35 protein-coding genes and 1 pseudogene are annotated in these 26,977 nt (G+C 68.0%); 22 read left to right on the top strand and 14 right to left on the bottom strand.

Annotated elements, in window-relative coordinates; all coding sequences use genetic code 11:
* Positions 1-109 precede the first annotated feature (109 nt).
* From ACTWOL_RS35610 to ACTWOL_RS35595, 4 genes are all read left to right on the top strand, one after another.
* Entirely contained in the window at positions 110-598 is a 489-nt protein-coding gene (locus ACTWOL_RS35610; RefSeq protein WP_474301327.1) for a 2'-5' RNA ligase family protein, read from the top strand.
* 326 nt (positions 599-924) lie between these two features.
* Positions 925-1,263, top strand: a complete 339-nt coding sequence (locus tag ACTWOL_RS35605) for a hypothetical protein (RefSeq protein WP_474301029.1) — start codon at positions 925-927, stop codon at positions 1,261-1,263.
* On the top strand, positions 1,260-1,925 hold the full coding sequence (locus ACTWOL_RS35600) for a nucleotidyl transferase AbiEii/AbiGii toxin family protein (RefSeq protein WP_474301028.1): 666 nt from the start codon (positions 1,260-1,262) through the stop codon (positions 1,923-1,925). The genes ACTWOL_RS35605 and ACTWOL_RS35600 overlap by 4 nt, the downstream gene beginning before the upstream one ends.
* Before the next feature lie 264 nt (positions 1,926-2,189).
* A complete protein-coding gene (locus ACTWOL_RS35595) occupies positions 2,190-2,333 on the top strand; it encodes a hypothetical protein (protein ID WP_474301027.1) in 144 nt (47 codons plus the stop codon).
* A gap of 122 nt (positions 2,334-2,455) precedes the next feature.
* Here the strand turns inward: ACTWOL_RS35595 and ACTWOL_RS35590 are convergent, their stop codons facing one another.
* Positions 2,456-3,178, bottom strand: coding sequence for a helix-turn-helix domain-containing protein (locus ACTWOL_RS35590; RefSeq protein WP_474301026.1), 723 nt, complete (start codon positions 3,176-3,178; stop codon positions 2,456-2,458).
* Between the two features lie 423 nt (positions 3,179-3,601).
* Here ACTWOL_RS35590 and ACTWOL_RS35585 point away from each other — a divergent pair, with 423 nt between their 5' ends.
* The 3 genes from ACTWOL_RS35585 to ACTWOL_RS35575 all read left to right on the top strand — a co-directional run bounded on the left by ACTWOL_RS35585 (position 3,602) and on the right by ACTWOL_RS35575 (position 6,421).
* On the top strand, positions 3,602-4,012 hold the full coding sequence (locus tag ACTWOL_RS35585; RefSeq protein ID WP_474301025.1) for a hypothetical protein: 411 nt from the start codon (positions 3,602-3,604) through the stop codon (positions 4,010-4,012).
* A gap of 667 nt (positions 4,013-4,679) precedes the next feature.
* Positions 4,680-5,681, top strand: coding sequence for a hypothetical protein (locus tag ACTWOL_RS35580; protein ID WP_474301024.1), 1,002 nt, complete (start codon positions 4,680-4,682; stop codon positions 5,679-5,681).
* 392 nt (positions 5,682-6,073) lie between these two features.
* Complete coding sequence (locus ACTWOL_RS35575) at positions 6,074-6,421, top strand: beta/gamma crystallin domain-containing protein (RefSeq protein ID WP_474301023.1); 348 nt, start codon at positions 6,074-6,076, stop codon at positions 6,419-6,421.
* A gap of 1,271 nt (positions 6,422-7,692) precedes the next feature.
* Here ACTWOL_RS35575 and ACTWOL_RS35570 read toward each other — a convergent pair.
* The 3 genes from ACTWOL_RS35570 to ACTWOL_RS35560 form a co-directional block, all read right to left on the bottom strand.
* The gene (locus ACTWOL_RS35570) at positions 7,693-7,944 is read right to left on the bottom strand and encodes a hypothetical protein (protein WP_474301022.1); all 252 of its coding nucleotides are present in this window, start codon (positions 7,942-7,944) and stop codon (positions 7,693-7,695) included.
* Between the two features lie 711 nt (positions 7,945-8,655).
* Complete coding sequence (locus tag ACTWOL_RS35565; RefSeq protein ID WP_474301326.1) at positions 8,656-8,883, bottom strand: transposase; 228 nt, start codon at positions 8,881-8,883, stop codon at positions 8,656-8,658.
* Positions 8,790-9,203 carry a helix-turn-helix domain-containing protein gene (locus ACTWOL_RS35560; RefSeq protein ID WP_474301325.1) on the bottom strand — a complete coding sequence of 138 codons (414 nt, stop codon included), beginning with the start codon at positions 9,201-9,203 and terminating at the stop codon, positions 8,790-8,792. Before ACTWOL_RS35560 ends, ACTWOL_RS35565 begins: the two co-directional genes overlap by 94 nt.
* Before the next feature lie 1,024 nt (positions 9,204-10,227).
* Here ACTWOL_RS35560 and ACTWOL_RS35555 point away from each other — a divergent pair.
* The 3 genes from ACTWOL_RS35555 (at position 10,228) to ACTWOL_RS35545 (ending at position 12,481) form a co-directional block, all read left to right on the top strand.
* A complete protein-coding gene (locus ACTWOL_RS35555; protein WP_474301021.1) occupies positions 10,228-10,398 on the top strand; it encodes a hypothetical protein in 171 nt (56 codons plus the stop codon).
* A 601-nt stretch (positions 10,399-10,999) separates the two neighbouring features.
* Positions 11,000-11,350: a hypothetical protein gene (locus ACTWOL_RS35550; RefSeq protein WP_474301020.1), complete on the top strand. Its 351-nt coding sequence runs from the start codon at positions 11,000-11,002 to the stop codon at positions 11,348-11,350.
* A 765-nt stretch (positions 11,351-12,115) separates the two neighbouring features.
* Entirely contained in the window at positions 12,116-12,481 is a 366-nt protein-coding gene (locus ACTWOL_RS35545) for a hypothetical protein (RefSeq protein ID WP_474301019.1), read from the top strand.
* 380 nt (positions 12,482-12,861) lie between these two features.
* Here ACTWOL_RS35545 and ACTWOL_RS35540 read toward each other — a convergent pair whose 3' ends face one another.
* Both ACTWOL_RS35540 and ACTWOL_RS35535 read right to left on the bottom strand, forming a co-directional pair.
* Complete coding sequence (locus ACTWOL_RS35540) at positions 12,862-13,155, bottom strand: transposase (RefSeq protein ID WP_474301018.1); 294 nt, start codon at positions 13,153-13,155, stop codon at positions 12,862-12,864.
* Positions 13,156-13,396: 241 nt separating this feature from the next.
* Positions 13,397-13,819 carry a VOC family protein gene (locus ACTWOL_RS35535; RefSeq protein ID WP_474301017.1) on the bottom strand — a complete coding sequence of 141 codons (423 nt, stop codon included), beginning with the start codon at positions 13,817-13,819 and terminating at the stop codon, positions 13,397-13,399.
* A 166-nt stretch (positions 13,820-13,985) separates the two neighbouring features.
* Here ACTWOL_RS35535 and ACTWOL_RS35530 point away from each other — a divergent pair, with 166 nt between their 5' ends.
* The gene (locus ACTWOL_RS35530; protein WP_474301016.1) at positions 13,986-14,969 is read left to right on the top strand and encodes a helix-turn-helix transcriptional regulator; all 984 of its coding nucleotides are present in this window, start codon (positions 13,986-13,988) and stop codon (positions 14,967-14,969) included.
* 243 nt (positions 14,970-15,212) lie between these two features.
* Here the strand turns inward: ACTWOL_RS35530 and ACTWOL_RS35525 are convergent, their stop codons facing one another.
* Complete coding sequence (locus ACTWOL_RS35525) at positions 15,213-15,803, bottom strand: TetR/AcrR family transcriptional regulator (RefSeq protein WP_474301015.1); 591 nt, start codon at positions 15,801-15,803, stop codon at positions 15,213-15,215.
* Between the two features lie 172 nt (positions 15,804-15,975).
* Between ACTWOL_RS35525 and ACTWOL_RS35520 the strand changes: the two genes are divergently transcribed.
* From ACTWOL_RS35520 to ACTWOL_RS35505, 4 genes are all read left to right on the top strand, one after another.
* On the top strand, positions 15,976-16,935 hold the full coding sequence (locus tag ACTWOL_RS35520; protein ID WP_474301014.1) for an alpha/beta hydrolase family protein: 960 nt from the start codon (positions 15,976-15,978) through the stop codon (positions 16,933-16,935).
* A gap of 764 nt (positions 16,936-17,699) precedes the next feature.
* Positions 17,700-18,002: a hypothetical protein gene (locus ACTWOL_RS35515; RefSeq protein ID WP_474301013.1), complete on the top strand. Its 303-nt coding sequence runs from the start codon at positions 17,700-17,702 to the stop codon at positions 18,000-18,002.
* A gap of 3 nt (positions 18,003-18,005) precedes the next feature.
* Complete coding sequence (locus ACTWOL_RS35510; RefSeq protein ID WP_474301012.1) at positions 18,006-18,317, top strand: hypothetical protein; 312 nt, start codon at positions 18,006-18,008, stop codon at positions 18,315-18,317.
* Positions 18,271-19,128 (top strand): Tn3 family transposase, encoded by an 858-nt coding sequence (locus ACTWOL_RS35505; protein ID WP_474301011.1) that lies wholly within the window; start codon positions 18,271-18,273, stop codon positions 19,126-19,128. The genes ACTWOL_RS35510 and ACTWOL_RS35505 overlap by 47 nt, the downstream gene beginning before the upstream one ends.
* 153 nt (positions 19,129-19,281) lie before the next feature.
* Here the strand turns inward: ACTWOL_RS35505 and ACTWOL_RS35500 are convergent, their stop codons facing one another.
* On the bottom strand, positions 19,282-19,455 hold the full coding sequence (locus ACTWOL_RS35500; protein WP_474301010.1) for a hypothetical protein: 174 nt from the start codon (positions 19,453-19,455) through the stop codon (positions 19,282-19,284).
* A gap of 59 nt (positions 19,456-19,514) precedes the next feature.
* Between ACTWOL_RS35500 and ACTWOL_RS35495 the strand changes: the two genes are divergently transcribed.
* A complete protein-coding gene (locus ACTWOL_RS35495; protein WP_474301009.1) occupies positions 19,515-19,757 on the top strand; it encodes a hypothetical protein in 243 nt (80 codons plus the stop codon).
* Between the two features lie 31 nt (positions 19,758-19,788).
* On the opposite strand, the gene ACTWOL_RS35490 is transcribed toward ACTWOL_RS35495, so the two are convergent.
* A complete protein-coding gene (locus ACTWOL_RS35490; RefSeq protein ID WP_474301008.1) occupies positions 19,789-20,073 on the bottom strand; it encodes a hypothetical protein in 285 nt (94 codons plus the stop codon).
* Positions 20,070-20,252, bottom strand: coding sequence for a hypothetical protein (locus tag ACTWOL_RS35485; RefSeq protein ID WP_474301007.1), 183 nt, complete (start codon positions 20,250-20,252; stop codon positions 20,070-20,072). Before ACTWOL_RS35485 ends, ACTWOL_RS35490 begins: the two co-directional genes overlap by 4 nt.
* A gap of 60 nt (positions 20,253-20,312) precedes the next feature.
* On the opposite strand from ACTWOL_RS35485, the gene ACTWOL_RS35480 reads away from it, so the two are divergent.
* From ACTWOL_RS35480 to ACTWOL_RS35470, 3 genes are all read left to right on the top strand, one after another.
* On the top strand, positions 20,313-20,618 hold the full coding sequence (locus ACTWOL_RS35480; protein ID WP_474301006.1) for a hypothetical protein: 306 nt from the start codon (positions 20,313-20,315) through the stop codon (positions 20,616-20,618).
* A gap of 312 nt (positions 20,619-20,930) precedes the next feature.
* Positions 20,931-21,134, top strand: coding sequence for a cold-shock protein (locus tag ACTWOL_RS35475; protein ID WP_338675205.1), 204 nt, complete (start codon positions 20,931-20,933; stop codon positions 21,132-21,134).
* Positions 21,135-21,285: 151 nt separating this feature from the next.
* Positions 21,286-22,572: an MFS transporter gene (locus tag ACTWOL_RS35470; protein WP_474301005.1), complete on the top strand. Its 1,287-nt coding sequence runs from the start codon at positions 21,286-21,288 to the stop codon at positions 22,570-22,572.
* A gap of 26 nt (positions 22,573-22,598) precedes the next feature.
* Here ACTWOL_RS35470 and ACTWOL_RS35465 read toward each other — a convergent pair whose 3' ends face one another.
* Positions 22,599-22,919 carry a hypothetical protein gene (locus ACTWOL_RS35465; protein WP_474301340.1) on the bottom strand — a complete coding sequence of 107 codons (321 nt, stop codon included), beginning with the start codon at positions 22,917-22,919 and terminating at the stop codon, positions 22,599-22,601.
* Here ACTWOL_RS35465 and ACTWOL_RS35460 point away from each other — a divergent pair.
* Positions 22,851-23,012 (top strand): annotated as a pseudogene (locus tag ACTWOL_RS35460) (Tn3 family transposase); the annotation flags it as partial. The gene ACTWOL_RS35465 and the pseudogene ACTWOL_RS35460 sit on opposite strands and share 69 nt — an antisense overlap.
* A gap of 18 nt (positions 23,013-23,030) precedes the next feature.
* Here the strand turns inward: ACTWOL_RS35460 and pip are convergent.
* The gene (gene pip / locus ACTWOL_RS35455; protein WP_474301004.1) at positions 23,031-23,993 is read right to left on the bottom strand and encodes a prolyl aminopeptidase; all 963 of its coding nucleotides are present in this window, start codon (positions 23,991-23,993) and stop codon (positions 23,031-23,033) included.
* A gap of 49 nt (positions 23,994-24,042) precedes the next feature.
* On the opposite strand from pip, the gene ACTWOL_RS35450 reads away from it, so the two are divergent.
* Entirely contained in the window at positions 24,043-24,549 is a 507-nt protein-coding gene (locus ACTWOL_RS35450) for a MarR family winged helix-turn-helix transcriptional regulator (protein ID WP_474301003.1), read from the top strand.
* A gap of 62 nt (positions 24,550-24,611) precedes the next feature.
* On the opposite strand, the gene ACTWOL_RS35445 is transcribed toward ACTWOL_RS35450, so the two are convergent.
* Positions 24,612-25,040, bottom strand: a complete 429-nt coding sequence (locus tag ACTWOL_RS35445) for a site-specific integrase (RefSeq protein WP_474301002.1) — start codon at positions 25,038-25,040, stop codon at positions 24,612-24,614.
* 40 nt (positions 25,041-25,080) lie between these two features.
* Complete coding sequence (locus ACTWOL_RS35440; protein WP_474301001.1) at positions 25,081-25,275, bottom strand: hypothetical protein; 195 nt, start codon at positions 25,273-25,275, stop codon at positions 25,081-25,083.
* 147 nt (positions 25,276-25,422) lie between these two features.
* Here ACTWOL_RS35440 and ACTWOL_RS35435 point away from each other — a divergent pair, with 147 nt between their 5' ends.
* Positions 25,423-26,970 carry a hypothetical protein gene (locus ACTWOL_RS35435; RefSeq protein WP_474301000.1) on the top strand — a complete coding sequence of 516 codons (1,548 nt, stop codon included), beginning with the start codon at positions 25,423-25,425 and terminating at the stop codon, positions 26,968-26,970.
* Positions 26,971-26,977: the final 7 nt, after the last annotated feature.

Genomic DNA, 26,977 nt, shown 5'->3' with positions numbered 1-26,977 from the left:
CCCTCCAGCTGCCGCTGGACACGAGCAAGGCCCCGATCGCCCTGGACAGCGACGAGTACGGCAACCCCAGGGCCGACCAGACGCCCACCGCTACAACTGGCACGGAGCTCTGCAGCGTTCGACCGAAACCCCGAGCTCCCTGGTCCCGGACGAGTGGCTCCACCTCACCATGCAAGGCTTCGGGTTCACCGACGAAGTCCCGGACAAAGACGTCGCCGCCATCGTCGACGCCGCCGCGGAGCGCCTCGCCGCCGTCCCCGCCTTCGACCTCACCTTGCACCGGCCCGAAATCACTCCCGAAGCCATCCGGTGGGAAGGCGAGCCCACCCAGCCGGCCGCCTCCCTGCGGTCCGCCGTACGCGCCGCGATCGGTGGCGTATGGACGGACGTACCCGAGAAGCCGGATGGGTTCGCCCCACACGTTTCCATCGCGTACAGCAACAGCGACGGCCCCGCCGAACCCGTCCGGAAGGCCCTGGAATCGGTCGACCCGATCCCGGCAACCCACCGCGTCCGCGCAGTAGAACTCATCGTCCTCAACCGCAACCGGCGCATGTACGAATGGGAAACCCGCGCCCAGATCCCACTTGCCCAATAGTCGATCGATGTGGTCGTCGGCCGTGAGACCGCAAGCCTGGCCGGATGGCTGACGTGGGAAGATGGGCGACAACGGGTCGCGCCGCGCCTGGTACGGGGCTGCGATCAAGGCCGCTCGGTCCACCGACAACCCGCTGCCGCAGCCGTGCAGACCCGCGACGTCCTTTGCTGCTTTTCTCACTGGTGCGGGCTGACTGGCGTAGCCGCACGTGCAGACCCACATCCGAGCTCGCCCTCGTCCGGGAGGAAGGCAGGAGTCGTCGGCGCGTCCCCGTGTACGGCCTTTGGGCTTCACCCGTCGGCACCGCGACGGGGGATACTGAGGGGGTGAGTGAAGACGTATCGTTGCACCCTCGCTGGAGCCACCTGGCCGACCGTCTGCCGCGTTCCCTGGAGGAGCTGCGGGGGCCGGCGACTGGCGTGGTGTGCCTGCCGCAGCGCCTGGCCTGGTCCGGACTGACGGAGTTCGACCTCTCTGACGAGCGGCTCGTGATCGGTCTCTACCGCATCGTGCTGAACATCGGGCAGCACGACGATCTGGTGACTTACCTGAACAGCGACCTACTGCGCCAGTACTGGCCTCTTCTGCGCCGCGTCGTGGGCAAACCGCTGCGTGGCTGCTGGGAGCAGCGTTTCCCAGACCTCTTGCCCGCCGCCGCGGCGTGAAACTTCCCCCGCTGCACCAGCGGCTCCTGGCCGACGCCCTGGACGCTGGCGCGCCCTACGGCCTGGTCTTGGCAGGCGGCTACGCAGTCCAGGCCCACGACCTGGTGTCGCGCCTCAGCCAGGATCTGGCCCTTGCCACCACGCATCACGTCGCCTTGGACGTCATCACCACCTACCTCGCCACCGCGCTGAGAGACAGGGGATGGCAGGTCGACATCGTCGAAATGGCACCCCGGATGTCCCGGCTGACCGCCACGGACACGGTCACAGGTGAATCCTGCGAGCTCGACGTACTGAAAGAGGTCTTCACCCGGCCACCGGAGCAGACGAGCGCAGGACCGGTGCTGTCGATCGATGACACGATCGGATTGAAGACCCGGGCTGTCCACGACCGCGGCTTCCCGCGGGACCTGCTGGACGTCTTCAGCGCCCGCCACCTCTACAGCCCTCTCGAGATGGAACGGCTCGGCGCCCGGCACGAGGAAGACTTCGACCTCGAAGAACTCCACACCCGGCTCGAAGCAGCGGAGTACACCTCCGACCGCGAATTCGCCGCATACGGCATGACACCTGACGACATCGCCCAGCTACGCCAATGGATCCAGAACTGGGCAACCGATCTCGGATTGCGCCTGGCCACCCGATACGACGAAACCGAATAATCCAGTGCCTGGCTGGGTGCGCCGAGAAGCCAGTTCGGTTCCTGGCCTATCAGCAGTCGTTGCGGTTGATCTTCAAGGAGCGTGTCTGGTCGTTGAGGTTGTAGGACCGCAGGTCGTGGATGGAGCCTCCGCTGCGGGTATCGAGTGACGGACTGGCGGCGCACGCAGCGCAGTGCGAGAGCGGTCGGGTCGCCCGCGAATGGGTCGGTCAGCCGGCTCGGAACCCCGGGGCGGCACGGAACGATCCGAGGAGATCAGCAGCACATGCACACCGAAACGGCCTTCGCGGTCGGCGCTCTGGCTGGCAGCCTCCTGGCACTTGCCGCCTCGAAAGGGAAGGCGGCATTCGACCACTACGTCGACAAGCGGGCGACCGCAGTAGTCACGAAGCCGCCCCAGAGCCAGTAACGCCAGGGCGCCCTCCCGAAAAAGGGAGGGCACTCGCAGCCCAGCGAGCATCTCAGGGAGCCGAAGCAGGCTGTCGGCCGTCGCGCCGTCTGGGAACAGACAAGGTCAGTCTCCGACTCGGATCACTTGGGCGGTGGCGATGTGAATGTGGTGATGTCGGTGAGACGCCCGCTGGTGACAGCTGCTCCGCCTGGGATGGCGTCGCGGATGAGTTCGCGGAACCGTGTTGGCGTGAGCCTGGCCAGTGCCTGAAAATCACGACTGAGGTGGGCTTGATCGTGGTATCCGCAGTCGGCTGCAGTCAGGGCGAATGGCTGGTCCGCCAAGGACAGCAGGGTGATCGCGCGCTGGAATCGCAGGATGCGGGAGACGGTCTTCGCCGGAAGGCCGATCTGCTCGCGAAAGAGCACTTGGAGCCGACGGCTACCACGACCGGTGACTTCGGCCAGCTCAGTAATGGTGACCCCGCCGTGAAACGCGAGCAGTCGATCCCATGACTGCGCGACCACGGGTGAGGGCACAGGTCCCTCTGTCAGCCGCTGCGCCAAGACGTCATCAAGAATCGCGCAGCGTGTTGTCCAGTCCGGCGCCGCTGCCAGTCGGCCGGTCACCCGGGCAGTGAAGCCTCGGCCGAGGACATCGTCTGGGTCGACCAGTGTCTCCGCGAGGTAACGCATGGGCACGCCTCCCAGACAGGTATACGCCCCGAGGGGCGTGAATTCCACCTGCATCGCATGGACGGAACCGGTGTAGGAGCTGCGGAGTGCAGCGGTTCGCAGCCCCGCCACCAGGCCCTGCCAAGCGCTTCCCTGCGGATCCTGCCCGCTGTCGGAATGGATGCTCAAGGGATCGCCCCACCCGAGAAGCAACGTCACGGTAGCCGCAGGCAGGTTGACCCTGGGCTGCCCCTGGACGCGTGGCAGGTGATAGCCCGTATAGCTCACCACAAACGGGCGTAACCAGTTCGGTGCGCCCCGCACCCAACGCTCACTCGCGCCTTGCGTCATTCCGGGTACCCCTGACATCGGCCGCCGCATCCCTGTCGTACACACCTTGGCCAGCACCGCTCCCCATTCGGGAATGGATTCACGGTCTGTGCCGGGACGTGAGTTCGCATTCGTACAAGACGCTGGAACAGCGTCAGGAGGAGTCTGAGGCCTTACAAGCCGGCTGGGGAAGGCGACAACAGGTCGCTCCGACCAGCCCATGGCGCCGGCGCAGGAGCACGGGTGCTGTCGGACGCGGCGTCACTAGTCTGGGGAGAAAGAATGACCATGTCACGGAGGGGCTGGCGCGCGACCTTACTCGTGGCCGCGGCGGCCGGTCTGGCGCTGCTGCCGTCGACCGCGATGGCTGCTGAGGGCCCGATCGGCGGCGCCTCATACAACCGGTGCGGCACAGTATCGGGAACCTATGGCTGGGCATCGGATGGCCAAGGCGAGTACAACACCTGGGGAACGGCGTACCTCACGTTCCATCCGACGAAGTGTGGCACTAACTGGGAGGTCCAATTTGAGTACTGGCACACCGACCAATCCTGGTGGTCGCCCGCGGGCCGGGTGAATCATGACGCTGAGACGTTGAGTATTCCCCTGGACTTCAAGAGTGTCATAAACCTCCGCTTCCGGGTCTGCAACGTCACCCCCAGTGGCATCAACGGATGCGGCCCGGTCCAGTAGCCTCGACGGCAGTTCGCGCCGAGCGATGCCCAGGAATCGAGCCTGGGCATCGCTCTTGCACATACCGGACCGACTCTCGTCGCCCATTGCACGGACTGCGTCGGTGAGCTGCCGTACCCACAGAGGCGCCCCAACCTCAGCACCGATCCCCGGCTCTCCGTTCAGCAGCTTGGACCCCGCGACCAATGGGATCGGTGCTCCGCACGGCCCACTGGACGCGCGCTGCCGGACCGATGGCCGTACGGTCGCGGTGCCCGCTCTGACAGGACAGCGCGGCCGGCGGTCCCGCGCTCCGTTCGCACGCCGCGTGGGACCGCCATTGCCGTGTTCGGCCGGTGCTCCCAGTGCGGGGTGCCCTGGGGTAGCCACCGCGTCCTCGTATCGGGAAGCCTCGTTCACCAGCCAGGCGAGCTGCTTGGCCGCGGCCGCCGGATCACCGTCCTCCAGCTTGGCCGTCGCGTAGCCGTACGCGTACCCCCGGCCATCCGGCACAGGACCGGGTCGCCCGTCTCGGCGCTGATGTCCCGCAGGAAGGAGTACGTCTCCAATCCACGCACCAGTGGCAGGCTTCGGCGACCTCCTTACTGCGATGCGCCGGCAAAGCAGCCGGGAGTGTCGGTGACGGGTGCGATGCTTCCAGAGTGTCTTGCCGCACGAGGGGGTGGCCGTGGCCGTCGAGTGGGATCGCATCGGACAGCCGAAGTTCGACCGGATCGTGGAGGCGCTGGTCCACCGGCTCTACGACGCCACCGCTCAGGTCGAGCCGGTCAATGGTCGGGGCGGCGACGGCGGTATCGACATCCGGGTGACCAGTGGTGGCCGGCTGCGTATCTTCCAGCTGAAGTACTACCCCGACGGCTTCCCCACATCGGTCAAGGGCCGCCGGTCCTCGATCAAGAAGTCGTTCGCACGAGCCATGAATCACAATCCGTACGAGTGGATCTTGGTGGTCCCGTGCACGGTCAGCGACTTCGAGCGGGCCTTCGTGACCGCTCTCGCGGCCGGGCTCAGCGTGAGGGTGCGGATCATGGACCGGGCAGAGCTGGACGACCGCCTGGCCGCTCACAGTGATCTGGAGTCCTTCTTCACACGCGACCAGCTGTATGCGGCAGCGGAGGTCTACAACCAGGAGCGGGCGATCCTATGCAACGGGACGCAGGACCTGGCCGCGCGGGTCGGGGCGCTCGGGCAGCAGGTCGACGGGCTTGACCCGCACTGGACGGTGGACTTCACCCGCCAGGGCGGCTCGGTCGTCCAGACGCTGCGGGCCAAGCACCCGCGAGCCCACGAGGTGAGCCCCGTCCACCTCACGGTCACCGGGCGCAGGGACACCATGGACACCGAACTCGCGGCGGCCTTCGTCCGCACGATCGGCTTCGGTGTGGCCGAGGAGGTCGTGGTGCCACCTGCATCGGTGGAGAGCCTGATCGTCAGCGGACCTGAGTGGCTGTCCAGGACGCTGCAGAATGTCGAGGTGACCTGGAGACCGGCCGCGCCGGCGCCACGGGCCGGGACTGCGGTCGAGCTGGCCTTTCTGGACGAGCGGGGCACGGCGTCCGCGACATACGCAGGCCAGCTGACCAATCTGGGGTCCGGAAGTCTGGGCCGCAGCGTCGAGGTGACGCTGCCCGGCGGAATCGGCTCACCGGTGGCTGCGTCCGTGCGGTAGGCACTGAAAATCTCGGCCCGGTTGGGCGGAAGGGCGGTGCAGCCTGAGGGCTGCGCCCTCCAGGGAGCGCCGGAAATTCCCTCCACAACTGCCAACACGGAGCCCCGAGGACGGCGAGGCCGACGGCCGCGGCGAGATGGTCAGCGTCCAGGAGGGCGATCACCGCCACGTCGGCCAGCCGCGGCCGGGCGAGGAGGTCGCGCCAGTGGGTAAACCGGCACTCGGGGACGACGTGGTGCTCGACGGCGGCCCGCGCCCGGTGCTACGGGCTGGGAGCCGCACGAACGTCGAAGGTACGTGGCTTGGGATGGAACCCACTGCCGCCGACGGTCATCTAGATCTCCGCGGGGGATGACATATGCCCGAACATCCAAGGAAGTCGAGACACTTCGGTGAAGACGAGCATCAAGAGAATCGCGGCAACCGCAGCCCTGACGGTCGCGCTCGGCGCGACCATCTCCACCGCCCCCGCGTTCGCTATCAGCAAAGTGGACTGCGGAAACAAGGACTTTCTCCAGATAACGGAGAACTACAAAAAGAACTACTGCTACGCGAACAAGGGAAAGGTGGGTTTCACCAGCAGGCTTGGCCGGGGCGGACTCTGGACCAGCAAGATCAGCACCGGCAACAACGACATCTGGTGGCTGGCTGACGGGAAGTGGCACTGGCTGTCGCGCAATACGGTTCTCAACTTCCCCACGGTGGGCACCGTGAAGCTCCAGGCAGTCGAAATCAGCTGAGCTAGTCCATGGGGTCCGGTATGGCAACGGACCTCCGACTGAGCTCCTCACCTGGGCGTTCGCCGGATACCGAGGCGGGCTTCGTCCCATGGGCACGCGCTCCGGCCAAGGGACACGCGGGGCCCGTCGGCAGCAGCTGCCGACCGGGACGGTGGGTTCTCTCAGGCGACGGGGCGCCGGGTGGGTGTACGCCCTCAAGGCCGGGAGAGCAGCAAAGGGGCCCCTTCCCGGCGCTCAGGCCAGCTCGAGCTGGGCCGCCCCCGGGCGCAGCCGGACCGGCGGGGAAGGCGCCACGGTTACGGGCGCGGCCGGTGGCCGCGAGCCGCCGGCCCCGGCGGCCCGCGGTTCCCCGTTCCGGCGGCGATCACCCGACCGGCGCCCAGTGCTGTGCAGGCCGAGCAGTAGGCCTGGGTAACGCACCTTCTGCACCCCCGCTTCGTCGAGCCGTCCCGTGGCCCTGGGTTGGTGATTTCGACACCGAGCCGGATCCGCCGGATCTCCCCGCACGCGGTGCAGCGGACGGACCAAGGCCGACTGGGCCCGCGGTACGCCTCCAGTGGGAAGTACCCCATGTCTTGAGCCAGCTGCACAGGGCTCGCCTCGCGGTAGGGCTCCGGAAGCGCCGTCCACTGGTTGGCCACCCGGCGGCCGCCATTTTGGCGGGCGTCTTCCTCCCAGTACCGCGCATCCGCCCTTCGCCATGCCCGGACGAGGGGATCGTGGCGCTCCACAGGGATCCCGTATCCGACCAGGTACGCCCGCATCTGCTTCAGGCTGGGCCGATTCGTCATCCGTGCACCGATCCGGTGGGCTGTGGAGTGGGGCAGTCGGCCGAATTGCTTCCTCGTGACCTCCGCCCGATCCTCCATCCGCTGGTACGAGGGGCTTCCTGCCTTCTCGCGCACCCACGCCAGATACAAGCCCAGATCAGCGTAGGTGGCGATCTGTTCAACTGCGACGGGAGGTCTGGGCCTGGGGGCCGGCCTCCCATCGCGTTCACTTCGGGCAGCCTGCCACAGCCGGTGTACATCCTCCTTGTCCAGGTCGCAGGCTCGTGCGAATTCGCTGACCACGGCCCGGGACGCGACGGTCTTGCCATCGGCGGCCCGCTGCAGGGTCGTCGCGTGGTACGCGATCTGCGCTGCGAGTTCCCGGTAACTGAAGCTTCTGTGCATCAGGCCGTCGCGTAACTTCTGCGCGAGGCGTCCGACGGCCCTGTCCGGGTCCGGGTCCGGAATCGGGTTCGGGGTACGTCCCACGTCCCGCCCCCGTCACGGACGTCCGGCGAGGCGGACGAGTGCGGCAACGGCCTCGCGGGTCGCTCGCACCGTGCCGGCGAGCGTCGTCATGGCGACCGTTACGACCGCAGCGCCGGCGGTACCGCTCGTGAGGAACAGGATGTCGCGGACGGGCAGGCCGAGTCCGACGAGCGTGACCGCGGCCGAGAAGTACATGGTGGTGACGGACAGGGCAACCGTCTCCCGCGGCCCCAGCCGTGTGACCGTGGAGTGTTGAGACGTCATGAGTTGCCCCAAGTCTTTCGGCCGCGGACTGTCCGCGACGGGGTGAGGAACCCCCGGGACGACGGGCGCGCCGGGGGCCGGGCTTCAGCCATGAAGCGCTGTCCCAAGGCAGTTGGCGCTGCCCAGGAACAGGTGTGCGTCCGTATGCTGCCAGCGGCTTGGGCCATTCGGAGGACGTTCATGCCGGATCATCCCGACACACAATTTGCTGCACCGCGTGATGCTTTCGCGACTGTCCGAGTACGGGATGCCACGCATCAGCACGCCGTGCTGGGCAGATCCACGTCACCAGGGCGGTTGACCGCCTGTGCCGCCCACGTTCCGAGCCCCCGGGCACGGGGGTTGTATAAGGTCAGGGCGAATCTCGCGAGTCCATCCCACGATCCCTTGCTGTCGCGCTGGCGGTCTGCCACGATCCGGGCGACCCCTGAGTTACGGGCTTCAGCCGCCAAGCAGGGATTGCCGCGCGATCGCGTTGGCGCGCGAGACCGCACCCAAGAGCCGGCCCCCGCAGGGCCGGCTCTTCATCTTCCGGCGCCGCCCGCTGATCCGACGTATCAACCGGGCAGTCGGAAAGGACAGGCCACGCCACCCAGCCCCGAAGGCGCCCCCAGCCGGACGCTGGCGCACACCACGTCACCGACACCAGGACGGCGGCAACGGCATCGACGTAGGCGCTGGCGCGCGGACACGCCTTCGATTTCGGTGTGGTCAGCCGGAACGCCGGCAAGCAAGGACGGCCAAGAGCAGCACGGGACGGCCGTTGGCCGGCTGCGGAATGCGCGCGCCGGCGAGGTTGGCGAGTTCACGCTTCTTGAGCGACGACCACAGCAGTTCCACCGGGTTCAGCTCGGGTGCGTAGGCGGGTAATCGCTCGAGGGAGAGCCAGTCCTGTCCGGCGCCCCAGGCGCGCATCGCCCGGCTCCAGTGGGCGGACAGTCCGTCTCACACGCGGATCGCCCTTTCGCCGCGGTAGGACACCTTGATCTGTGGAAGGACCTCGATGAGGGCGTCGATTCTGGAGGATCCTGCGGGGTTGGGCGGCGGGCATCGGCCCATGCCTGGGCCGCACGCGGGCGGTAGTGCCACTGGCCACGAGTCCCCTCGGTGCGGTTGCGGCGGATATCCCGGCTGACCATGGAGGGGCTGCGGCCCAGCTCCGCTGCGACCGCCCGCACGGTGGCCTTCTCCCCCAGCCGGTCGGCAATGTGGAAACGCTCGTCCTCGCGCAGGTAACGGGACGGGCCGGAAGCCGGCACCACCAGATTGATCGGTGGTACCGGCTTCCGGTTCCGTTCCCGGAGCGGCCGTTGCGCCACTTCCGACCGGTCCGCGTACCGATGCCGACGATCCGGCACGCTTCGGTATTGCTGTATCCCTCCGCACGAGGCGGGCGGTGATCTTTCCGCGCTTGTCCTGCGGGTACAGGTCCTCGACGTTCAGGCACAGCACCTCGTCGGACCGCGCTGCCGACTCGTAGAGCATCTTCCAGCACGTCTTCTCCCGCAGAGCGACGTCCAACCTCCACAGGGCGCCGATCTGGTTCTCGGCCAGGGCCTTGGTGCGGTCCGGCGGCGCCGGGCGCCGCTCGATGCCGATCGTCGGGTCGCCGTCGATCCAGCCCTGACGCTGCCACCAGCCGATCGCCTTGCGTGCGATGGACAGTTCGCGGTTGACGGTGTCGGCGTCCATCTCATCCGCCCAGGCCGCTGCCAGCTCGGCCAGGACCTGGCGGCGGTGAGATATCGCTCGACCGCCGCGGTGTACGTGGCCGGAGGGGCGGACAGCGGTGCCACCCAGGCGCGCGGCACACGCAACGCGCCCCCGGACCCGAGTTCGGCCGCTGGTTCGATCGTCACGCCCGCCCCGCCTCCCGGCACTACCGCAGTAGATCCGGCATTTACTGCGGCACCCCTCTGACGCACTATTAGGCGCCGGAAGTCCGATAAGCCGACATCGAAACGGAACCGCCGCCACCGCCAATCGCCAGTACCGTCGGCCCTCATGTCCGGCCCAGCCCCGAGCATCACGCAGCGCTACATGTTCGTTCGCCGTAGCCATACGAGAACAGGGCCTCCTCGGCGTCGACGAGGACCCCGACCACTACGTTCAATCACATGGCCCGATCTTCCCATCGGCGATCCGGCGACCACTCGTTGCCTTGCCGTCGAGGTCACGCTGCCTGGCCCCCGTAGCCGCCGGCCTCCGGCTACCCGTCTCCGCGCAGCGGGCTGAAGTCGACGTCCAGGTGCGGTCGAACGCATCTGGTTCAAGGCCGAGTTCGTGGGTGGAGTATTCGCCGAAGCGGCGGATGTGCTCGGTCAAGTACGGCGAGATGTGGGCCAAGTCCTCGGGGTCGACGACGTGGCCCTCCTCGACGACTGGGCCGACGGCCCACTCGACCGTTCCCGCACCAGCCAGCTCGAACGACTCCGCTATCGACTCACCACCTGACGAATTGAGCAACAGAGTCGGATACCATTCCGAATTTCCTCGGCATCGCGTTGCTGATTGGTCTTATCGGGAGCTAGTTACTGGGCCGAAGTGTTGATCACTAAGCGCGCCTGTCCTGCCTGAGTCAGTGGCGGTCGAATGATTCCGAGAGAGCCGCTGGGTCTGCCCTCGCAAGCCCGGCGGCCTCCGAGATGAGTTCGAATCCATCAGAAAGCAGGGGACCTCAATGACTCCTGAGAACAGGGCCGGATCTGGTTTCGGTCCGCTTCCCAAGCGAAGCAGGCTGCTTGCCAGTTGCGCGACCGTCTCGCTGGGCGTGGCGATGCTGGGCCTTGCCACGCCGGCTGTGGCAGCCGATACGGCCGTCCCCACGACAGGTGGCGTCTTTGCGGCGGCGGGTTGCACCGGGTACGACTCCGACGGCATCAGCAGCCTCATCGCCGCAGGTGGCGGAGACTGGTGCCGGGGAGACCGTGGTCCGCAGGGCCCGCGCGGAGAGCGCGGTTCGCAAGGCCCGACTGGGCCGCGGGGACCGGCCGGGCCGTGCACCGACATCGACTCCACCGAGTACTTCGCACTCGACCTTGGCCCGGAACCGGGCGTGACACTCCGCGAAGAGCTGAGCGTGGCGCTCCGCACCAACGGAAGGGTCTTCGTCGGCCAGCGCGACCTCAACCTGGACGGAAGCGCGGGAACGAACGAGTACGACTGGGAGCGGGTCGACGACAACACCGGCTTCCCCACGGGCACCGGCTACAGGGCCTGTTCGGTCTCTGTTTCGGTGCCGTCGGCTGGCATCTCTGTGCTCGGTAACACCGCATACGTCAAGGTGCTCTTCGAGAACGGCGAAGTGTGGGAGCTGCCGGGCGACCGTACTGGCCCGCTGCAGACGGATGCGTTCGACTTCAGCACCAGCACGTGGGTCGAGGTCGACGACCAGCTGCCTGCCTGACACGTTTCCACGCGCTCAGCAGGACCGCGAAGAAGTCACACGCACCACGAGACAACTGAGTGATCCTGCGCTGACGCGCGGCAGACGGCACCTGCTGTGCAAGGCCCGGAAACGTCCGGGCATGTGCGTGTCGACTGCCGCAATGGTCGGGACCCGCACCGTGCGCCGGGTGCGGAGCGTGCCCAACCCGGAAACGAAGCCATCCCTACGGTCGGCGACGCGCCCTCTACCGGACCTGATGAGGGCACCATCATCGTCTCGGTCCTGAAGTCGGGCGCGTCAGCTGATACCTAAGAGATGGTGGATCAAGAAAGGGCTGGGTGTCCGGGGTACTCTCCCCCGGACACCCAGCCCGTCCTTGCGCTCAGGGCCTTCCACTGGCCTCTACCAGCGATACGCCGGGTCGGCCGAGCCCTAGCCTGGCCCCGCCCCCTGACCGTCCACTGATCGGGCGGAGCGGTTCCCGCGCACGTGTCAGGGCGGGGTTGTCCTGCCAGGGCAGGGGGTCGTCGAGATAGCGGGCGAGGGCTTTGGAGCCGGGTACGTAGCGACACCACCCACAACGGCTCGGCACCCCCCGGCACATCATCGAGCAGCTCGGCTCGTACACCGTCCCGCCCGGCAGCGCCATGACAGCGGGCAGGCGCTGCACCGCGCGCGCCAGCATCGGCTCTACGGGAGGCGTGAGACTCACAGCCCCATTCTCCTGCGGTGTGCGCTGGAGGGTCGCGAGCTCTTTGAATCGAACAGGCATAGGATTTGATCGTGCGTGAATTCCCGCCCGACCTGCTCAAAGCCCAACGCGATCTCGCCCAGGCCCAAGCCGACTATGCGGCGTTCTGCAAGGCCCTGCCGTGGTCCGCGGAACCGCTGCCTGGCTGGGAAGGCACCGAGCATCCCCACACCGGTGAGGTCAAAGGCGGCCGGGACACGAGCGACGGCTACAGCCCGGAGCAGGTCGCCGAAGTCATCCGGTACCGGGAGCTCCTCGCCGAACCGGCGCTCGAGGTGTCTACCCATGAGCACTGGGCCACGTACGAGGCCAAGGAGGTCGTCGCCACCCGGCATGCCTTGAAGCGGCATCCCGACGCCCAACCGCCGGCCGCGCCCGGCACCCATCCTGATTCCTGATCGCAGCTCGGCCGAGCGGCTTTCCAAGTTCAGATACGTCCGCAGGGGCGAGGGCCGAAAAGAGCTCAGGCCGCGCGGGCCCGCGGCGTCTCTCGGATGAGGGCTGTGATGAGTTCCTCGCGGCTCATGGAGGATCGGCCCTGGATTTCGGCGTCGCTGGCGCGTTGGTAGAACTCGGCCTTGGTCAGTTCCTGGAGGTCTGCCTTCTTCGGGGCCTGCTTGGACGGAGACCGCTTCGTCGCTCGCTCGGCATACCTCCGCGAACCCAGCGGCAAGCTGGCTCTAGTCGCACCAGCTGGATGAACAGCTCAACCAGCGAGTCGGCAATCTCTGTCTGAGCCGGTTGCGGGCGAGGCGGGCCACGTGTTCGGAGGCGTGCACTACCGGGAAAGGCGCGGGTTCCGGGTGAAGTCGATGCGGCAGCGGACCGCCTCGGCGGCCTGCCGGTCCGACAGGCCGAGCAGGAACTGCAGCACACAGACGGTGGCAAGCTGAGCGGGCGACAAACCCGGACGCCCATCGCGCGGGTACCAGTCGGCAAAGTCCTCGTCGCGCCACAGCCGGTCCAGCCGGTCGCGGACCCATATCGCTGTCGTGCCGTCCGGGTTGCTCGCCCGCGCGATCTGCGCGGTCAGGGGCGGGACTTGCTCACCGGAACGGGGACGAAGGGACAACAGGCACCTCGATGGCTGCATCGGTCGTCGGACCGTCCGAGCATGCCCGTTGATCATGCTGTCGCACCGCGAAACACCAAGATCCCCGACAGAGTCAAGCTAAGGGCGCGTGTGTCGAGGATGGTCATGCTCTTCTCACAGGTGTCGTCTGCGGACGGTGACCCGCTTTTCTTTCACTTTTGCTGACCGGTCCGCCGCGTTCTCGCAGCGGACCTTCCGTGTCGGTTGGCGAGCCAGGCGGTCAGCTGTTGTAGGGAGCGGTGACGTCCAGGACCCAGGTCACGCCGAAGCGGTCGGTGAGCATGCCGTACAGCGGCGCCCACTGTGCGGCTTCCAGCGGCCGCACCACCGTCGAGCCTTCCGACAGCTTCTGCCACAGGGTGCTGATCTCACCGGCGTCGTCGCCGCGCACGGACACGAAGAACGGGTTGCCTTCCTGGCTCCAGGCCAGCTGGGAGGGCACGTCATAGGCCATGACGTGGAAGCCGTCGTCCGAGACGACCTCGCCCCACATCACCCAGTCCGCCTCACTCTCGTTCTGCACGTTGCCGGCGTCCTTGTAGGTGACCGCGACGGTGCGCCCGCCGAACACCGACTGGTAGAAGTCCAGCGCCTCACGCGCGGCGCCCCGGAAGTTCAGGTGGGTGGTGGTGACGACAGCCATGAGCTGCTCCTTGCCTTCTCGCTGTTCGGGTGTGCACCGCTGCGGAGAGATCCGGGATGCGGCGCCGCCACCGTGACTTGGAGCGATTGCTCCCTCGGTGGCGTGGATCCCACCATCACAAAGGTAGCGGACAGGATGTGTCCTGTACTTCCGGCAGAATGCGGGCATGCAGAAGACGTCCTCGCGGCTACTCGCGCTGCTCTCCCTGCTCCAGACACGCCGTGACTGGTCCGGCGACGACCTCGCCGAGCACCTCGACATCACCCCGCGCACGGTGCGCCGCGACATCGACCGGCTGCGGGAACTCGGGTACCCGATCCTGACCTTCAAAGGACCCGCCGGCGGCTACCGCCTGGATGCGGGCTCCCATCTGCCCCCACTGCTGTTCGACGATGCCCAGGCCGTCGCTCTGGCCCTCGCCCTGCAGGCCGCCGCCACCAGCACCACGATCGGCGAGGACGCGCAGCGCGCCCTCGTCACCATCCGGCAAGTCATGCCTCCACGCCTGCGCCACCGGATCGACCTGCTGCGCGTCACTGCCGTCCGATCTCCCGAGAACGACGGCGCCGCGCCGGTCGACTCGCAGACCCTTGTGGAGCTGGGCAACACCATCCACACCCACGCCGAGCTCCGCTTCGACTACGGGCACGACCGCGCCGCCACCGCTGAGCACCCCCGCCGTACGCAACCCCACCACCTGATCACGCGGCGCGGCCACTGGTACCTCCTGGCCTGGGACCTGGACCGCAAGGACTGGCGCGTCTTCCGCGTCGACCGGATCCGCCCCCGCACCCCCACCGGACCCCGCTTCACCCGGCGCGAAATCCCCGGAGGTAACGTCTCCGCCTTCATCACCAGCCGGTTCCGCGGCAACGACGGCACCCACACCGACTGGCCCTGCCAAGGCGAAGTCATCCTCGACCTCCCCGCCGCCGTCGTCGCCCCCTTCGCCCAGGACGGCACCGTCGAAGCACTCGGCCCCGACCGATGCCGCCTCACCCTCGGCTCCTGGTCATGGACCGGCCTGGCCGCCGCCCTCGGCCGTTTCGACACCGACATCGAAGTCATCGGCCCACGCGAACTCAACGACGCATTCGCACAGCTCGCCACCCGCTACGCCAACGCCGCCCGAACCACCACCCCGCCCTGACCCCGTGTAAGAACACAGTGCCGCACATCTTTGCCCAGTCCGTCCCCGGTCACGTCGATGCTGACCCGCGCCGTCGGCCCGGCCTCCGCGAGGTGTTCGGCCAGCCGCTTCCAGCCCGCGTCCAGACCCCGTTCGCATACATGTTCCGGGACGCTTCGTTCTGGCCCGTTCGGCAAGTGCGCCCACAAGGGTGCGGGCGGGGCCTGCGAGTTCGAAGGGGATCGAGTGCAGTCGGCATCAGGGTCACTGCGGTTGTCGTAGCCCCTGGAGGAGCAGTTGGATCAATCGGCGGGGGTCGTAGCGGGGGTCGCTGTCGTGTCCGATGCAGAGGTTGCCGATGCCGCGCATCAGTTCGTAGGCGTGGATGCTGGGCCGGATTTCGCCGGCGTCGACCGCGGCTCCGAGGAGTTGCGTGCAGACGGGCACCAGGCGGTCGAGGAAGTAGGCGTGGAGTGCGTCGAAGCCGCTGCTGTCCGTTTGCAGCGCGCCTGCGAGTCCGTGCTTGGTGACCAGGAAGTCGACGAAGAGGTCGACCCACTGGCGGAGTGCTTCTATCGGTGAGTCGGCATCGGCCAGCAGGTTCGGGCCGGCTTCGGCGCACGCCTCGACCTGGTGTCGGTAGACGGCGACGACGAGGTCCGCCCGGGTCGGGAAGTGGCGGTAGATGGTCCCCATCCCGACGCCCGCTCGGGCCGCGATCTGGCGGATCGGCGCGTCGACTCCCGAGGTCACGAACACCTCGGCGGCGGCGTCGAGCAGCGTCTGCTGATTGCGCACCGCGTCGGCCCGCTTGCTTCGGGCCGACGTCCCCCTGGGCTGGCCTGCAGTGGGCATCACGCTCTCCTTCCGGCGGTCATTGACGAAACGGAACACTGTTCCGTATATTCAAAACGGAACGACGCTCCGCTTTCAGGGTAGCTGAAAGCCCGACGCGCCTACCCCGCCTTGCCCACCGCCCCGGCCGCATGAGCCCGGCAGGAGCGGCCATCGAAGGGAAACGCACGTGATGAATGAACTGACGTACTCGGCCGACACCCTCGGCTCGCCCACTCCAGTCCTCTCGGTCAGTCCGGTCGTGCTGCCGGCTCCCGACCGGGTCATGGACCTTCAGGTGCGCGTCTCCGCCCCGGTGGCAGGGGGCGAGCTGCCGGTCATCCTCCTCTCGCATGGTCTCGGCTTCTCGAACAACCTCTCCTCGCTGAACGGCTACGCGCCCCTCGCCAACTTCTGGGCTGCGCACGGCTTCGTCGTGATCCAGCCCACCCATCTGGACTCAAGGACGCTGACCCTGGCTCCCGACGCCTCCGGGGCGACCCCGCACTGGCGCTCACGGGCCGAGGACATGAAGCGCATCCTCGACCAGCTCGACGTGATCGAGACCACCGTTCCGCAGCTCGCCGGGCGCCTGGACCGGCGCAAGGTCGCCGTGGCCGGGCACTCGATGGGCGGGCACACCGCGAGCCTGCTCCTTGGCGCCCGGCTCACCGATCCGAGCGACGGAACCGAAGTGAACCTGGCCGACCCCCGCATCAAGGCAGGTGTGCTGCTGGCCGCGCCTGGCCGAGGCGGCGACGCCCTCACCCAGTTCACGGTCGAGAACTACTCCTTCTTCCTGACCACCGACTTCTCCCAGATGAACACGCCCGCGCTCGTCGTCGCCGGCGACAAGGACGACTCCGCCTTCCTGACCGTCCGGGGCTCGGACTGGCACACCGACCCCTACACCCTCGCCTCGGGCCCCAAGTCCCTGCTCACCCTGTTCGACGCGGAACACGGGCTCGGCGGAGTCTCCGGATACGACGTCGCCGAGACCACGGACGAGAACCCCGAACGGGTCGCCGCCCTCGCCCGGCTCACCTGGGCCTACCTGCGCAGCGAGCTCTACCCCGGGGACCCCGCCTGGCAGGCAGCCTGCGACGCGCTGACGGCCGGTTCCAACCCGCTCGGACGGGTCGAATCCAAGTAGCTCCGTGCAGGCCGGCCCGTCAGGCGCGTACCCGTGGCCCGCCAGCAGATGCGCCCGCGGGGACGGGGGCCGAAAAGCGCTCAGGCCGCGCCGGCCCGCGGCGCCCCACGGGTGAGGGCCCTGATGAGTTCCTCGCGGCTCATGGAGGACGGCCCTGGATTTCGGCGTCGCTGGCGCGTTAGTAGAACTCGGCCCTGGTCAGTTCCTGGAGGTCTGACTTCTTCGGGCCTGTTCGGACGGGGACCGCTTCGTCGCCTTCCTGTATGTCCTTGACCGGCAGGGTTTGCCGCCGCCGGAGGCAGTTGCCTTCCCATCCGAGTCCTTCGGGCTGCGGGCGCGTTCGACACTGACTTCCGGCTCGACGTCCTTCGGGTCGACGAATCCGGCGATGTCCATGGCCCGGGACCGTCCGGGGGCGATGTCTTCCAGCTCGTCGGGTTCCTCTGTACAGGGGCCTCGCCTCGTAGCCCGGCCCGAACTCGCGCCGACCCGGGAGGAGGCGGCATGGGCGGCTGAGCGGATGGACTCCGATGGACATCAGCTCGCGCTGCTGCCGGCGTTGAAGTCCTATCAGCGGATGGGCCGGTTCCCGAAGCCGGACGAGTACCCGGAGATGGTGGTCGACTTCGTCCGTCGCGCGGTGGAGCTGCCAGAGAGGACGCGGCCGTCGTGGGCGACGGGCCGGTCGGCCGAGCGGCAGCGTACGGAGGCGCCGCTGGGTAAGGGCGACGTGCGACCAGGCCGAGGCCGGCCGGATCGCCGAGGTGTCGATCCGGCGGGAGGCCGCGGCGAAGAACCGCCCGGCCGACCTGATCAACATCGCGCTGGAGAAGGTCGTGGGGGCCGGGCTGGAGCTACCGGCGTTCTCCACCCTCGACGCGATGGCCTCGACGGTCCGCAAAGAGGTGAACGCGTCGATCTGCACGGGCACCCACGACCGGATGAGCGCGGTGGAGCAGGCGGGGTCGCTGCGGCTGCTGGAAGAACGTGACGCGGACGGCACCACGCAGCACAACCGGCTGAAGAAGTCCGCGCAGAGCCCGACCTGGTCGCACTTCAAGCGCTGATGGGTGGATGCCCTGGGCGACACCGGGGTGTGGATGGACGGTGTCGCCTCGCGGAAGGTCACGGACTTCGCGGGGGAGGTGGCCGCGGCGGATGCCTCCGAGCTCAAGGCGTACGTGCCCGTCAAGTGGGTCGCGCCGATGGCATGTCTGGCGCACAAGGCCCGGATGCGGGTTCGCGACGAGTTGGCGCTGATGTTCTGCACGCGCATGGGGACGAAGGTCAACAGGGCGGAGGAGGAGCTGGAGGAGATCCGGCTCGCCGAGCGGGATGGGAGATCGACCCCGAGGACCTGGCCCACATCTCGCCGTACCTGACCGAGCACATCAAACGGTTCGGCGAGTACTCCACGCCCGAACTCGGCATCGAGCCAGAGGCGTACGACCCCAAGCTCGACGTCGGCTTCACCGCGCCGCGCGAGCCGGACCTGACCACCGCCGTCCTCGGCCAAGCCGCCTGACATTCCGAAGGACTCCGCCATGCCCGCCCCCGTACGCACGGGCCGCTGCCTCTACCGCGCCGAGCGGGCCTACGTTGACGACAACGGCGTCGGACACGAGGTCCTGCAGGCGGGGAGGACGACAACTGGCCGAACCTGGGCCCCGTGCTCACCACCAAAGACGACTCGACTGGGACCTGATCGCCCAGCAATGCGACCAGATCGTGAAGTACACCACCGCCCTGCGCCTCGGCACCGCCGAGGCCGAGCAGGTCGTGCGCCGGTTCACCCGCGGCGGACCGAAGCACCCGACGTACCGGGCGATCGAGGAGCTGGGCCGGGCGGTGCGGACCTCGTTCGTCTGCGACTACCTCGCGGATGTCGAGATGCGGCGCGAGATCCACGAGGGGTTGCAGGTCGTGGAGAACTGGAACTCCGCGAACAAGGACCTCTTCTACGGCAAGGACGGCGACCTTGCCGGTTCGGACAAGGAGTCCCAGGAGGTCAGCATGCTCGCGCTGCACCTGCTCCAGTACGCGCTGGTGCACGTCAAGAAGGCTACCGATGCAGGAAGTCCTGGCCGATCCGAAGTGGGCGGTCAAGCTCGCCGACGCGGACCGTCGGGCCCTGTCGCCGCTGTTGTGGACCCATGTGAATCCGTACGGCAGGTTCGAACTGGACATGAATAGCCGCCTCGATCTGGACCTGTCCATTCGGGCAACGGTGCCCGGCCCGCGCACCCCGCGGGACGTGACGGCGGCAGCCCCGGCGTGACATCCGGGCTCCGGGACCTGGCTGCGGCCATGGCGCGGTGCGCAGTTCTTTCGGTCCGGGAGGCGGGTTCAGCGGGAGAGGGACACGGCGAAGGGCTTGAAGCCGTGTCGGCGCAGGATGTGGGGCACGACCAGGATCATGGCCTGGGTGGCTCGGGCTGTGCTGATGCCTCCAAGGTCTTCGATCCATGCGGGCTGCCAGCCCAGGTCGGCGAGCAGGCCGGTGACGGTTGCCGCTTTCACCCCTCCGGGTGACGTGTCTCGGCGTGCACACGAATTCGAACATGTGCTCTAATCGAGCCATGGCGCGAAACGGTTTCCCCGATGACCTGGTGCAGATCCAGCGCGACTGGCTCCGCACGTACGAGGCGCTGGCACGCTGTTCTCCCGCGGCCGGTGCGACGGCGTTGCGGCGCCGCCTGATCGTGGAGTCGTGCCGCCTGGCCAGGCACCCGTTCTGGACGGAGACGGGCCGCTCGCCGGCCATGTGGGGGGAGCTGCGGCGTATCGCCCGTGGGGACGACGGCTGGAGAGGCGCTGCATGAACGAGATCAGCGAGAGAGAACGCCGCATCCTTCACTGCATCCGCGAGTGGATCGTTCGGTGAGTCCCGTCGGCGCTCCGGTACTCCATGAACCACTCGGCTTCCGCCGTCATCGCTGCGGCTTCTGGAGTGGCAGTGGGCAGGACGGCTCGCAGGATGCCGTCGGCGCCGAGGCCCGAGCGCCGGTCGCACAGCCGTATGACATCGGCTGAGGACAGACAGAGTTCGGCGTAGGGGTCGGGGAGGACGACGAAGTCGTTCTGCGCGCCGTGGCCTTTGGCGAACGGGATGATGATGCGGCGTAGTTGGTCGGTCATGGGCGGGCCTCGCAGTCCAGTTCGAAGCGGGCCCAGGCGAGCTGGCCGGTGTTGGTGTCGCTCAGGCCGTATGAGGTACCCAGGTCGAGGATTGCGACCAGATCTTGCCAGTGGTGATGCACCAGGTTCGCGGTCACGCGCACCTCGAGCCGTACGGCGGAGGGAGGTTCCTCGTACATGCGCGGAGCCCGGCCTGTTAGGGCGGTGAGCTGCGCGGTGGCGTAGTCGAGTGAAGATCGTTGACTGTCGTCGTCCACTACAGCCACTCCGGTCGGCTCGAAGTGGTCGTTCCCGCGGTCGAATACCGGGACAGCCTCCCGGAGGGACACCACCCGGTGTACGACAAGCTGATGCGACAGGCCGCCGACGTACACGAGACCGGCATGACGGTGTCCGACTCCGCCGCACACATGGCCGGCAGTGAAATCCTGGTCGGGCTGGTCGACGAACTGATTGCCGTATGGGACGGGAAACCAGCGTGGGGCACGGTGGGACGGCCGACGTGGTGGCATACGCCGAACAGACCGACGTCCCTGTGCGGGTGATCTGGCCGGAAGGCGCCCGCCGCTGACTCGGCACCACCGCCCCGACGGACGTTCACGCCGGCACAAGGACGAGATGGACGGCCACCGTCGCCCAGGCCTGAGACGACACCGCGCAGACTGCGGCAGGATTTCGCGGTGGCGCGCCGCGGCCGGTGTAACCTTGTCTCCAGCTGTCGTGGTTCCGAAGTCCCTTCCGCCCGTGGAGCACATGCACGGGCGGTTTTGCTGTTCAGCGTCGACGAGGACCCGGCGATCACCTCCGGCCCCCGCACGGTGCGGGGACCGTAACCCCGAGTCCTTTGGAGGATGTGCATGGCCAGCGGAACCGTGAAGTGGTTCAACTCGGAGAAGGGCTTCGGCTTCATCGAGCAGGACGGTGGAGGCCCGGATGTCTTCGCCCACTACTCCAACATCTCCGGCGGCGGCTTCCGTGAGCTGCAGGAGGGCCAGAAGGTGAACTTCGACGTCACCCAGGGCCAGAAGGGTCCCCAGGCGGAGAACATCACCCCCGCCTGAGTCTCAAGGCCGTGGGTGCCCTCGCCCTGCCGGGGCGAGGGCACCCACGGGTCCAAGCTCGCCGCCGAGCGGGACGCGTTGCTCCGCCTCCATCATGTCGAGGGCCGCGCCCCTCAGTTGAGCTCACGGCATGATTCCCCGGGTGCACCCGATGATTGACACGCCGGACGAGCCTCGAAGCCGCTGGGGAGTACTCGTCCAGTCGGATTTCCGTCTGCTCTGGATGGGCGAGACGGTGAGCGGGCTGGGCAACAGCATCACCGTGGTGGCCTTGCCGCTGATCGCGGTCGTGGTGTTGGACGCCAGTTCCACGGCCGTCGGCCTGCTTGCCGCGACGGTGTGGCTGCCCTGGCTGCTGATGGGCCTGCCGGTCGGCGCGTGGGTTGACCGGATACGCAAACGGCCACTGATGATCGCGTGCGATCTGGTCTCCGCCGCGGCGTTGGTGAGCATCCCTGTGGCGGTGTGGCTCGACGCGCTCACTTTCGAGCACATGGCCGCCGTCGCGCTGATCTGCGGCGCCGCAGCGGTGTGCTTCAACACCGCCTACCACTCGTACATACGGATCGTGCTCGACGGCCGTGACCTGCTGGAGGGCAACGCCAAGCTGCAGGGCAGTGAGGCCGCCACGCAGGTCGCCGGGCCGGGGGCAGCGGGGCTGCTTGCCCAGACATTCGGCGCGGCAACCGCGCTCGCGGCCGACGCGGTGACGTTCCTGATCTCCGCCGTCTGCCTGAATCGGATCAGAGTGGTAGAGCCGGATCACGTTCCCGACGAGGAACACGCGTCCCTCCGGCAGCAGATCACCGACGGGCTCCGCTTCGTGGGCCAGGACCGGTACCTTCGGTCGATGGTCACCTGGGGCGCCGTGATCAACATGGCGCTGATGGGCTATCAGGCGGTCCAGGTCGTGTTCCTGGTCCGCACGGTCGGACTGGACCCGGCCCTGGTCGGGCTGCTGCTGACCAGCGGCAGCGCCGGCGGCATCGTCGGCGCGCTGGTGGCCACCAGAGTCAGCCGAAGGTTCGGCACCGGGCGCGGGTTGCTCCTTCTGCAAATCGGCACCGCTCCCTTCGTGCTGCTCCTGCCGATGACCACCGCCGGTCCGGGACTGCTGCTGTTCGCGATGGGAGCCTTCCTCGTGGGGATCGGCATCTCCGTGGCCAACATCGTGGTCGGCAGTTTCCGGCAGACCTACTGCCCGCCACACATGCTCGGCCGGGTCGGGGCGACGGCCATGATGATCAATCACAGCACCATCCCGCTCGGATCTCTGCTCGGCGGCGTGCTCGGCGATACCGTCGGGTACCGGGCCGCCATGTGGATCATGACGGGCATCGTCGCGCCCAGCTGGCTCATCCTGGCCATGAGCCCGATGCGCCGAGAGCGCGATCTTCCGCAGTTCTACGAGCCGGAACAGGCGTACGCCAAGGACTGAAGCCCGTTCGCTGAAGCATCGGCAGCTCACGGCAGCAGGCACTCCCCTTGCGGATCAAAGCAGACGAGCCCGTGCTCGCGCGCCAGCCAAGCAGCGTACTCAGAGGCCTCCTCAGCCTTGTTGTAGGACATGAGCAGGTACACGATCGGCCCCGAAGCCTCATCGATGACCGGTGGCGACGCCCATACGACATTGCCGTCGGCGTCGTCCGGGTACCGCCCGACGAGCGCCTCGACAAAGGCCACAATGCGGCACGGTCCGACCTTAAAGAACAAGCTCAGCTGCGCGAGGACGGGTTCGACGTCCGCGACGAGGACGTGGCCCGCCTCTCCCCGTTCGTCCGCCATCACATCAACATGCTCGGCCGGTACTCCTTCCAGCTCCCGGAGCTGCCCGGCGGGCAACGGCCCCTGCGCGATCCGGACGTTGACGATCAGTAGCCCAGCGGCGATCCGGGGTCACTCACAGACTGCGAACCGGTTGAGGGCCCCAAGTACGTGATGACGCATCGCGGTGCTGCCCAGATGGCCCGCGTCATCGACGACGATCAGCTCGGCGTCGGGCCAGGCGCGGGCGAGCTCCCAGGCGGTGTCGAGCGGCCCGGCCATGTCAAGTCGGCCGTGGACGAGAACGCCCGGAACGCCGGCCAGACGGTTGGCGTCGCGCAGTAGCGCGCCCTCCTCCAGCCATGCGCCGTGGGAGAAGTAGTGGGAGCAGATACGTACCAGTGCGAGCTGGGCGGATGGAGGGCGGGCGCCATAGGGGCGGGAAACGCCCTTTGTCTCGCCGGACAGGACCGCGTCCTCCCAGGCGCACCAGTCGGCCGTCGCCTTCTCCCGTACGGCGGCGTCCGGGTGTTCCATCAGGCGTGCATAGGCCCCGACGACATCGCCGTCCCGGGGCGTGCCCGGGACGCCCGCGAGACAGCGTTCCCATTGCTCGGGGAAGAACCGGCCGACACCTCGATAGAGCCAGTCGATCTCCGAACGCCGGGTAGTGGTGACACTGGGGATGACGATCTCCGATACCGCTCGGGGGTGCTGCTCGGCGTAGGCCAGGATGAGTGTGGAGCCCCAGGATCCGCCGTACAGCAGCCAGCGGTCGATGCCCAAGTGCCGCCGTAGCCGCTCCATGTCGGCGATGAGATGCCCGGTGGTGTTGTGCGGCATGGAGGCTCTGGGGTCGCTGGCGTGCGGGCTGCTACGGCCGCAGCCGCGCTGGTCGAAGAGGACGACGCGATACCGGTCCGGATCGAAGTACCGGCGCATGCCAGGGTTGCACCCTGATCCCGGTCCGCCGTGAACCACAAGGGCGGGCTTGCCATCCGGATTGCCGCAGACCTCCCAATACACGAGGTTGCCGTCACCGACGTCGAGCATCCCCTTGTCGTACGGCTCGATCGGCGGATACAGCTCGCCCATGGTCGGCTCTCCTCACACCAAATACAACAGCGCTGTTACATTACGGCACATGCCTTCCGACGTCCCGCCCGGCCCTGAGCTTCTGGGCACACGGCTGCGCCATCTGTTGGATCTTCTGGACGGCGACGTTGCGTCCGTCTATGAGGACCTTGGCTTGCACGGATTCCGCCCCCGGTTCGCCCCGATCGTCCGTGCTCTGACCGCCTCGGGCCCGAGTTCCATCCGGGATCTGGCCAGAGCCACCGGCGTAACCCATTCCGCAGCAAGCCAGACCGTGGCCCAGATGGCCAAAGAGGACCTCGTCAGCTTCGCCCCCGGCGAGGACGCGCGGCAGCGCATCGTCCACCTCACGGCAAAGGCCGAGTCGTTGCTGCCGATGCTGGACGAAGAACGGGCCGCTACGACAGCAGCGGCCACGCAGTTTGAGGAAGAGCTTTCGTTCCCTTTGAGCCGACTCGTCAGCGAGGCCCTCGACGCCTTGCGCCGGCGCCCGATGCGCCAGAGGATCACCGAGGCTGCGCCGCACCTCATCGCCCCTGGCAAGGACCTGCCATAGTCGACCTGCCGAGCGCATCTCGGTAGGGCTCAATACCCCGGACAGCCACCGCATCCGACAGGTCACCGGCGACTGTCGCCTGACACAAGCAGGCTGGTGAGCTCGGCGATTGCTTCCGGGGAGGGCTTGAAGTAGCGGCGGACGTTCTCCGGCTTCTTGTGCCGTGACTTCGCCATCAGCATGAGCAGGCTCGCCCCAGCCTCGCCGAGCTGGGTCAGGGCGGAGTGCCGGTACTCATGCAGGTCCCAGCCCGTCCCAGGCCCACGTACAGCGGTGTGCTCGTCGTCCAGTAGCGCGCGGGCCTGCCCGTACGACAACCGTGCGAAGCCGGTGTCCGGGCACACGTCCCGAGCGCTGACGACCTTCCCCGGCCCTGGGCGGCGGTGGGTGACGAACACCGGGCCCCGCGTGCGGCCCTTCAGCAGACGCGGCAGGAGCCGGGCCGTACCCGCGTCCCAGTAGACCGTCTCCAGCACGAAGGTCTCGCGCACCTGGCCTCGGCTGCGGGACTTCGACTTCGCACTCTCGCCTTCACCAGGCACCGGCGGCCGGCCAAGTCCAAGTCCTCGAACTGTTCATGCCCAGATTCTCCTCCGAGCGCCCCGCAGTCTCGTAGAGCATCCGCCACAGCGTCTTCTCCCACAGGTGCACCTCGCTGCGGGCGATCAGCCGGTCGACGGCCATCTTCGAGACCGATGTTCCTCGGGCCCCAACCACACCGCCCACGCCCGCAACTATGAGGCGATCCCGCCCACCCCGGAGCACGACGACCGCGCCCATGACGAGATCGAGATGTAGCGAACCCTCACCACGGCGAACTACCCAGGCGGAAAGGACCCACCGGGGCTATTTGCGGGTGGGTACGGTTCTGACATGCAGATCAACGGGCCGGACCAGCAACGAGGACACGTACTACTCATCGCCGGAGACATCGCGGTGCGCCGCCGGACCGTCCAGGTCGAGCCCAGTGCCAACCTTGCCGCCCTCTCCACCGTCCCCGTGCCCGTTCTGCTCGGCAGCGACATCCCGACCGACACCACCCATCTCGACGGCGCCCGCGACCAGAACTCCCTGCTGATACGGCTGCGTACCGCCGCTGCCAGCCCCGGCCCCGTGCTCATCTACCTCTCCGGCCGCCTCACCGTGGACCGCCGAGGACAGCAGCTGTACCTCGCCCTGCCGGGCACCACCGCCACCACCACCCGTTACACGGCACTGCCCTGGGAATGGCTCGGCACCGAGCTACGCCACCGCCCGGCCGGCCTGACCACCGTCGTGTTCGACATTGCGGCCGACAAGAGCGCCTGGGAGCTGGTGCAGGAGTACGGCACGCTGCCCGCCTCGCACTCCGTCGACGTCTACGGGGCGATCGTGCCGCCCGCCTTCGCCGGCAGTGCGGGCGTCAGCCCCTACACCAAGACGTGGATAGCCCAGCTGCGCGGCAACCCCGACCGGCCGAGTAACGCGCGCCTGCACGCATTGACCGTCGCCGCCGCCTCGCTCCCGCCGGGCACCGTGGTCCTGCCGTTCACACGGGAGATCGACGCGCCCCCGGCTGAGCCGCGGGCCCCGATGACGAACGTGCAGCGTCTTCTCGCCGGAGACACCAGCTTCTTGCCCGGTCGGCGCAAGCCCGAGCCGCCCACAGCGCACCGCGGTGAGGCGTGGGAAGAGGCCGTCGAGCGGATGTACCTGAACCCCGCTGCCCACCAACGGGCCGAGAACAGTCACCACCCGGTGCGGTCCGCCCAGCATCCACAAGAGCCTCCGGCCCTGATGCCGCAGCAGACGGCACCACTCGTTCGCCCGGCCTCCGTCCAGACTCCCTCGCAGCCGCAGCCGCAGCCCGTGCCGACGACGCCCGGCCCCGTCCAGACTCCGCACCCGACGGCACAGCGCCCTGCCCCGGCTCCGGTCCCACAGCAAACCGCCCCCGTTCAGCGGCCAGCGACGCCCGCTCCGGTCCAGGCCCCGCCAACCGTCCCGCAGCAGCTGGACCCCCGCCCGTACATCGCAGCAGCGGCCCAGGCCGGCCGCCACCACGAGGCTGCTCAGATGGCCGTCGCGTGGGAGCAGTACGCCCTGCAGAAATACGGGCCCAGCTCCCCGCAGGCCACCCAGTGGACCGAGATCCGCGCGGACCTCGCGAAGATAGCCGGCAACCATCTGCTCGCCACGCAGCTGTGGATCGCCGCCGCACGCACCCGCCTCGCCCACCAGTCGCCCGACGCCGTCGAGATCCACGACGCGGCCCGCAGCGCCCACTACTGCTGGACTCAGATCACCGACTCGGCCGCCGCACGCAGCACCGGCCCGGAGCTGATCATCCTGCTGCGACAGCTCCCCTCCTTGGATCCCAGGCAGCTGCCCGCCGCCCAGCAGCGCCTGGAATACCTCCACAACACGCCAAGCGGACGCTGAATCCGGA

It is taken from the genome of Micromonospora sp. IBHARD003, assembly GCF_056106285.1.
Note: the sequence above shows the minus strand (reverse complement) of the source record. Positions and strands in the feature narration are given on the sequence as shown.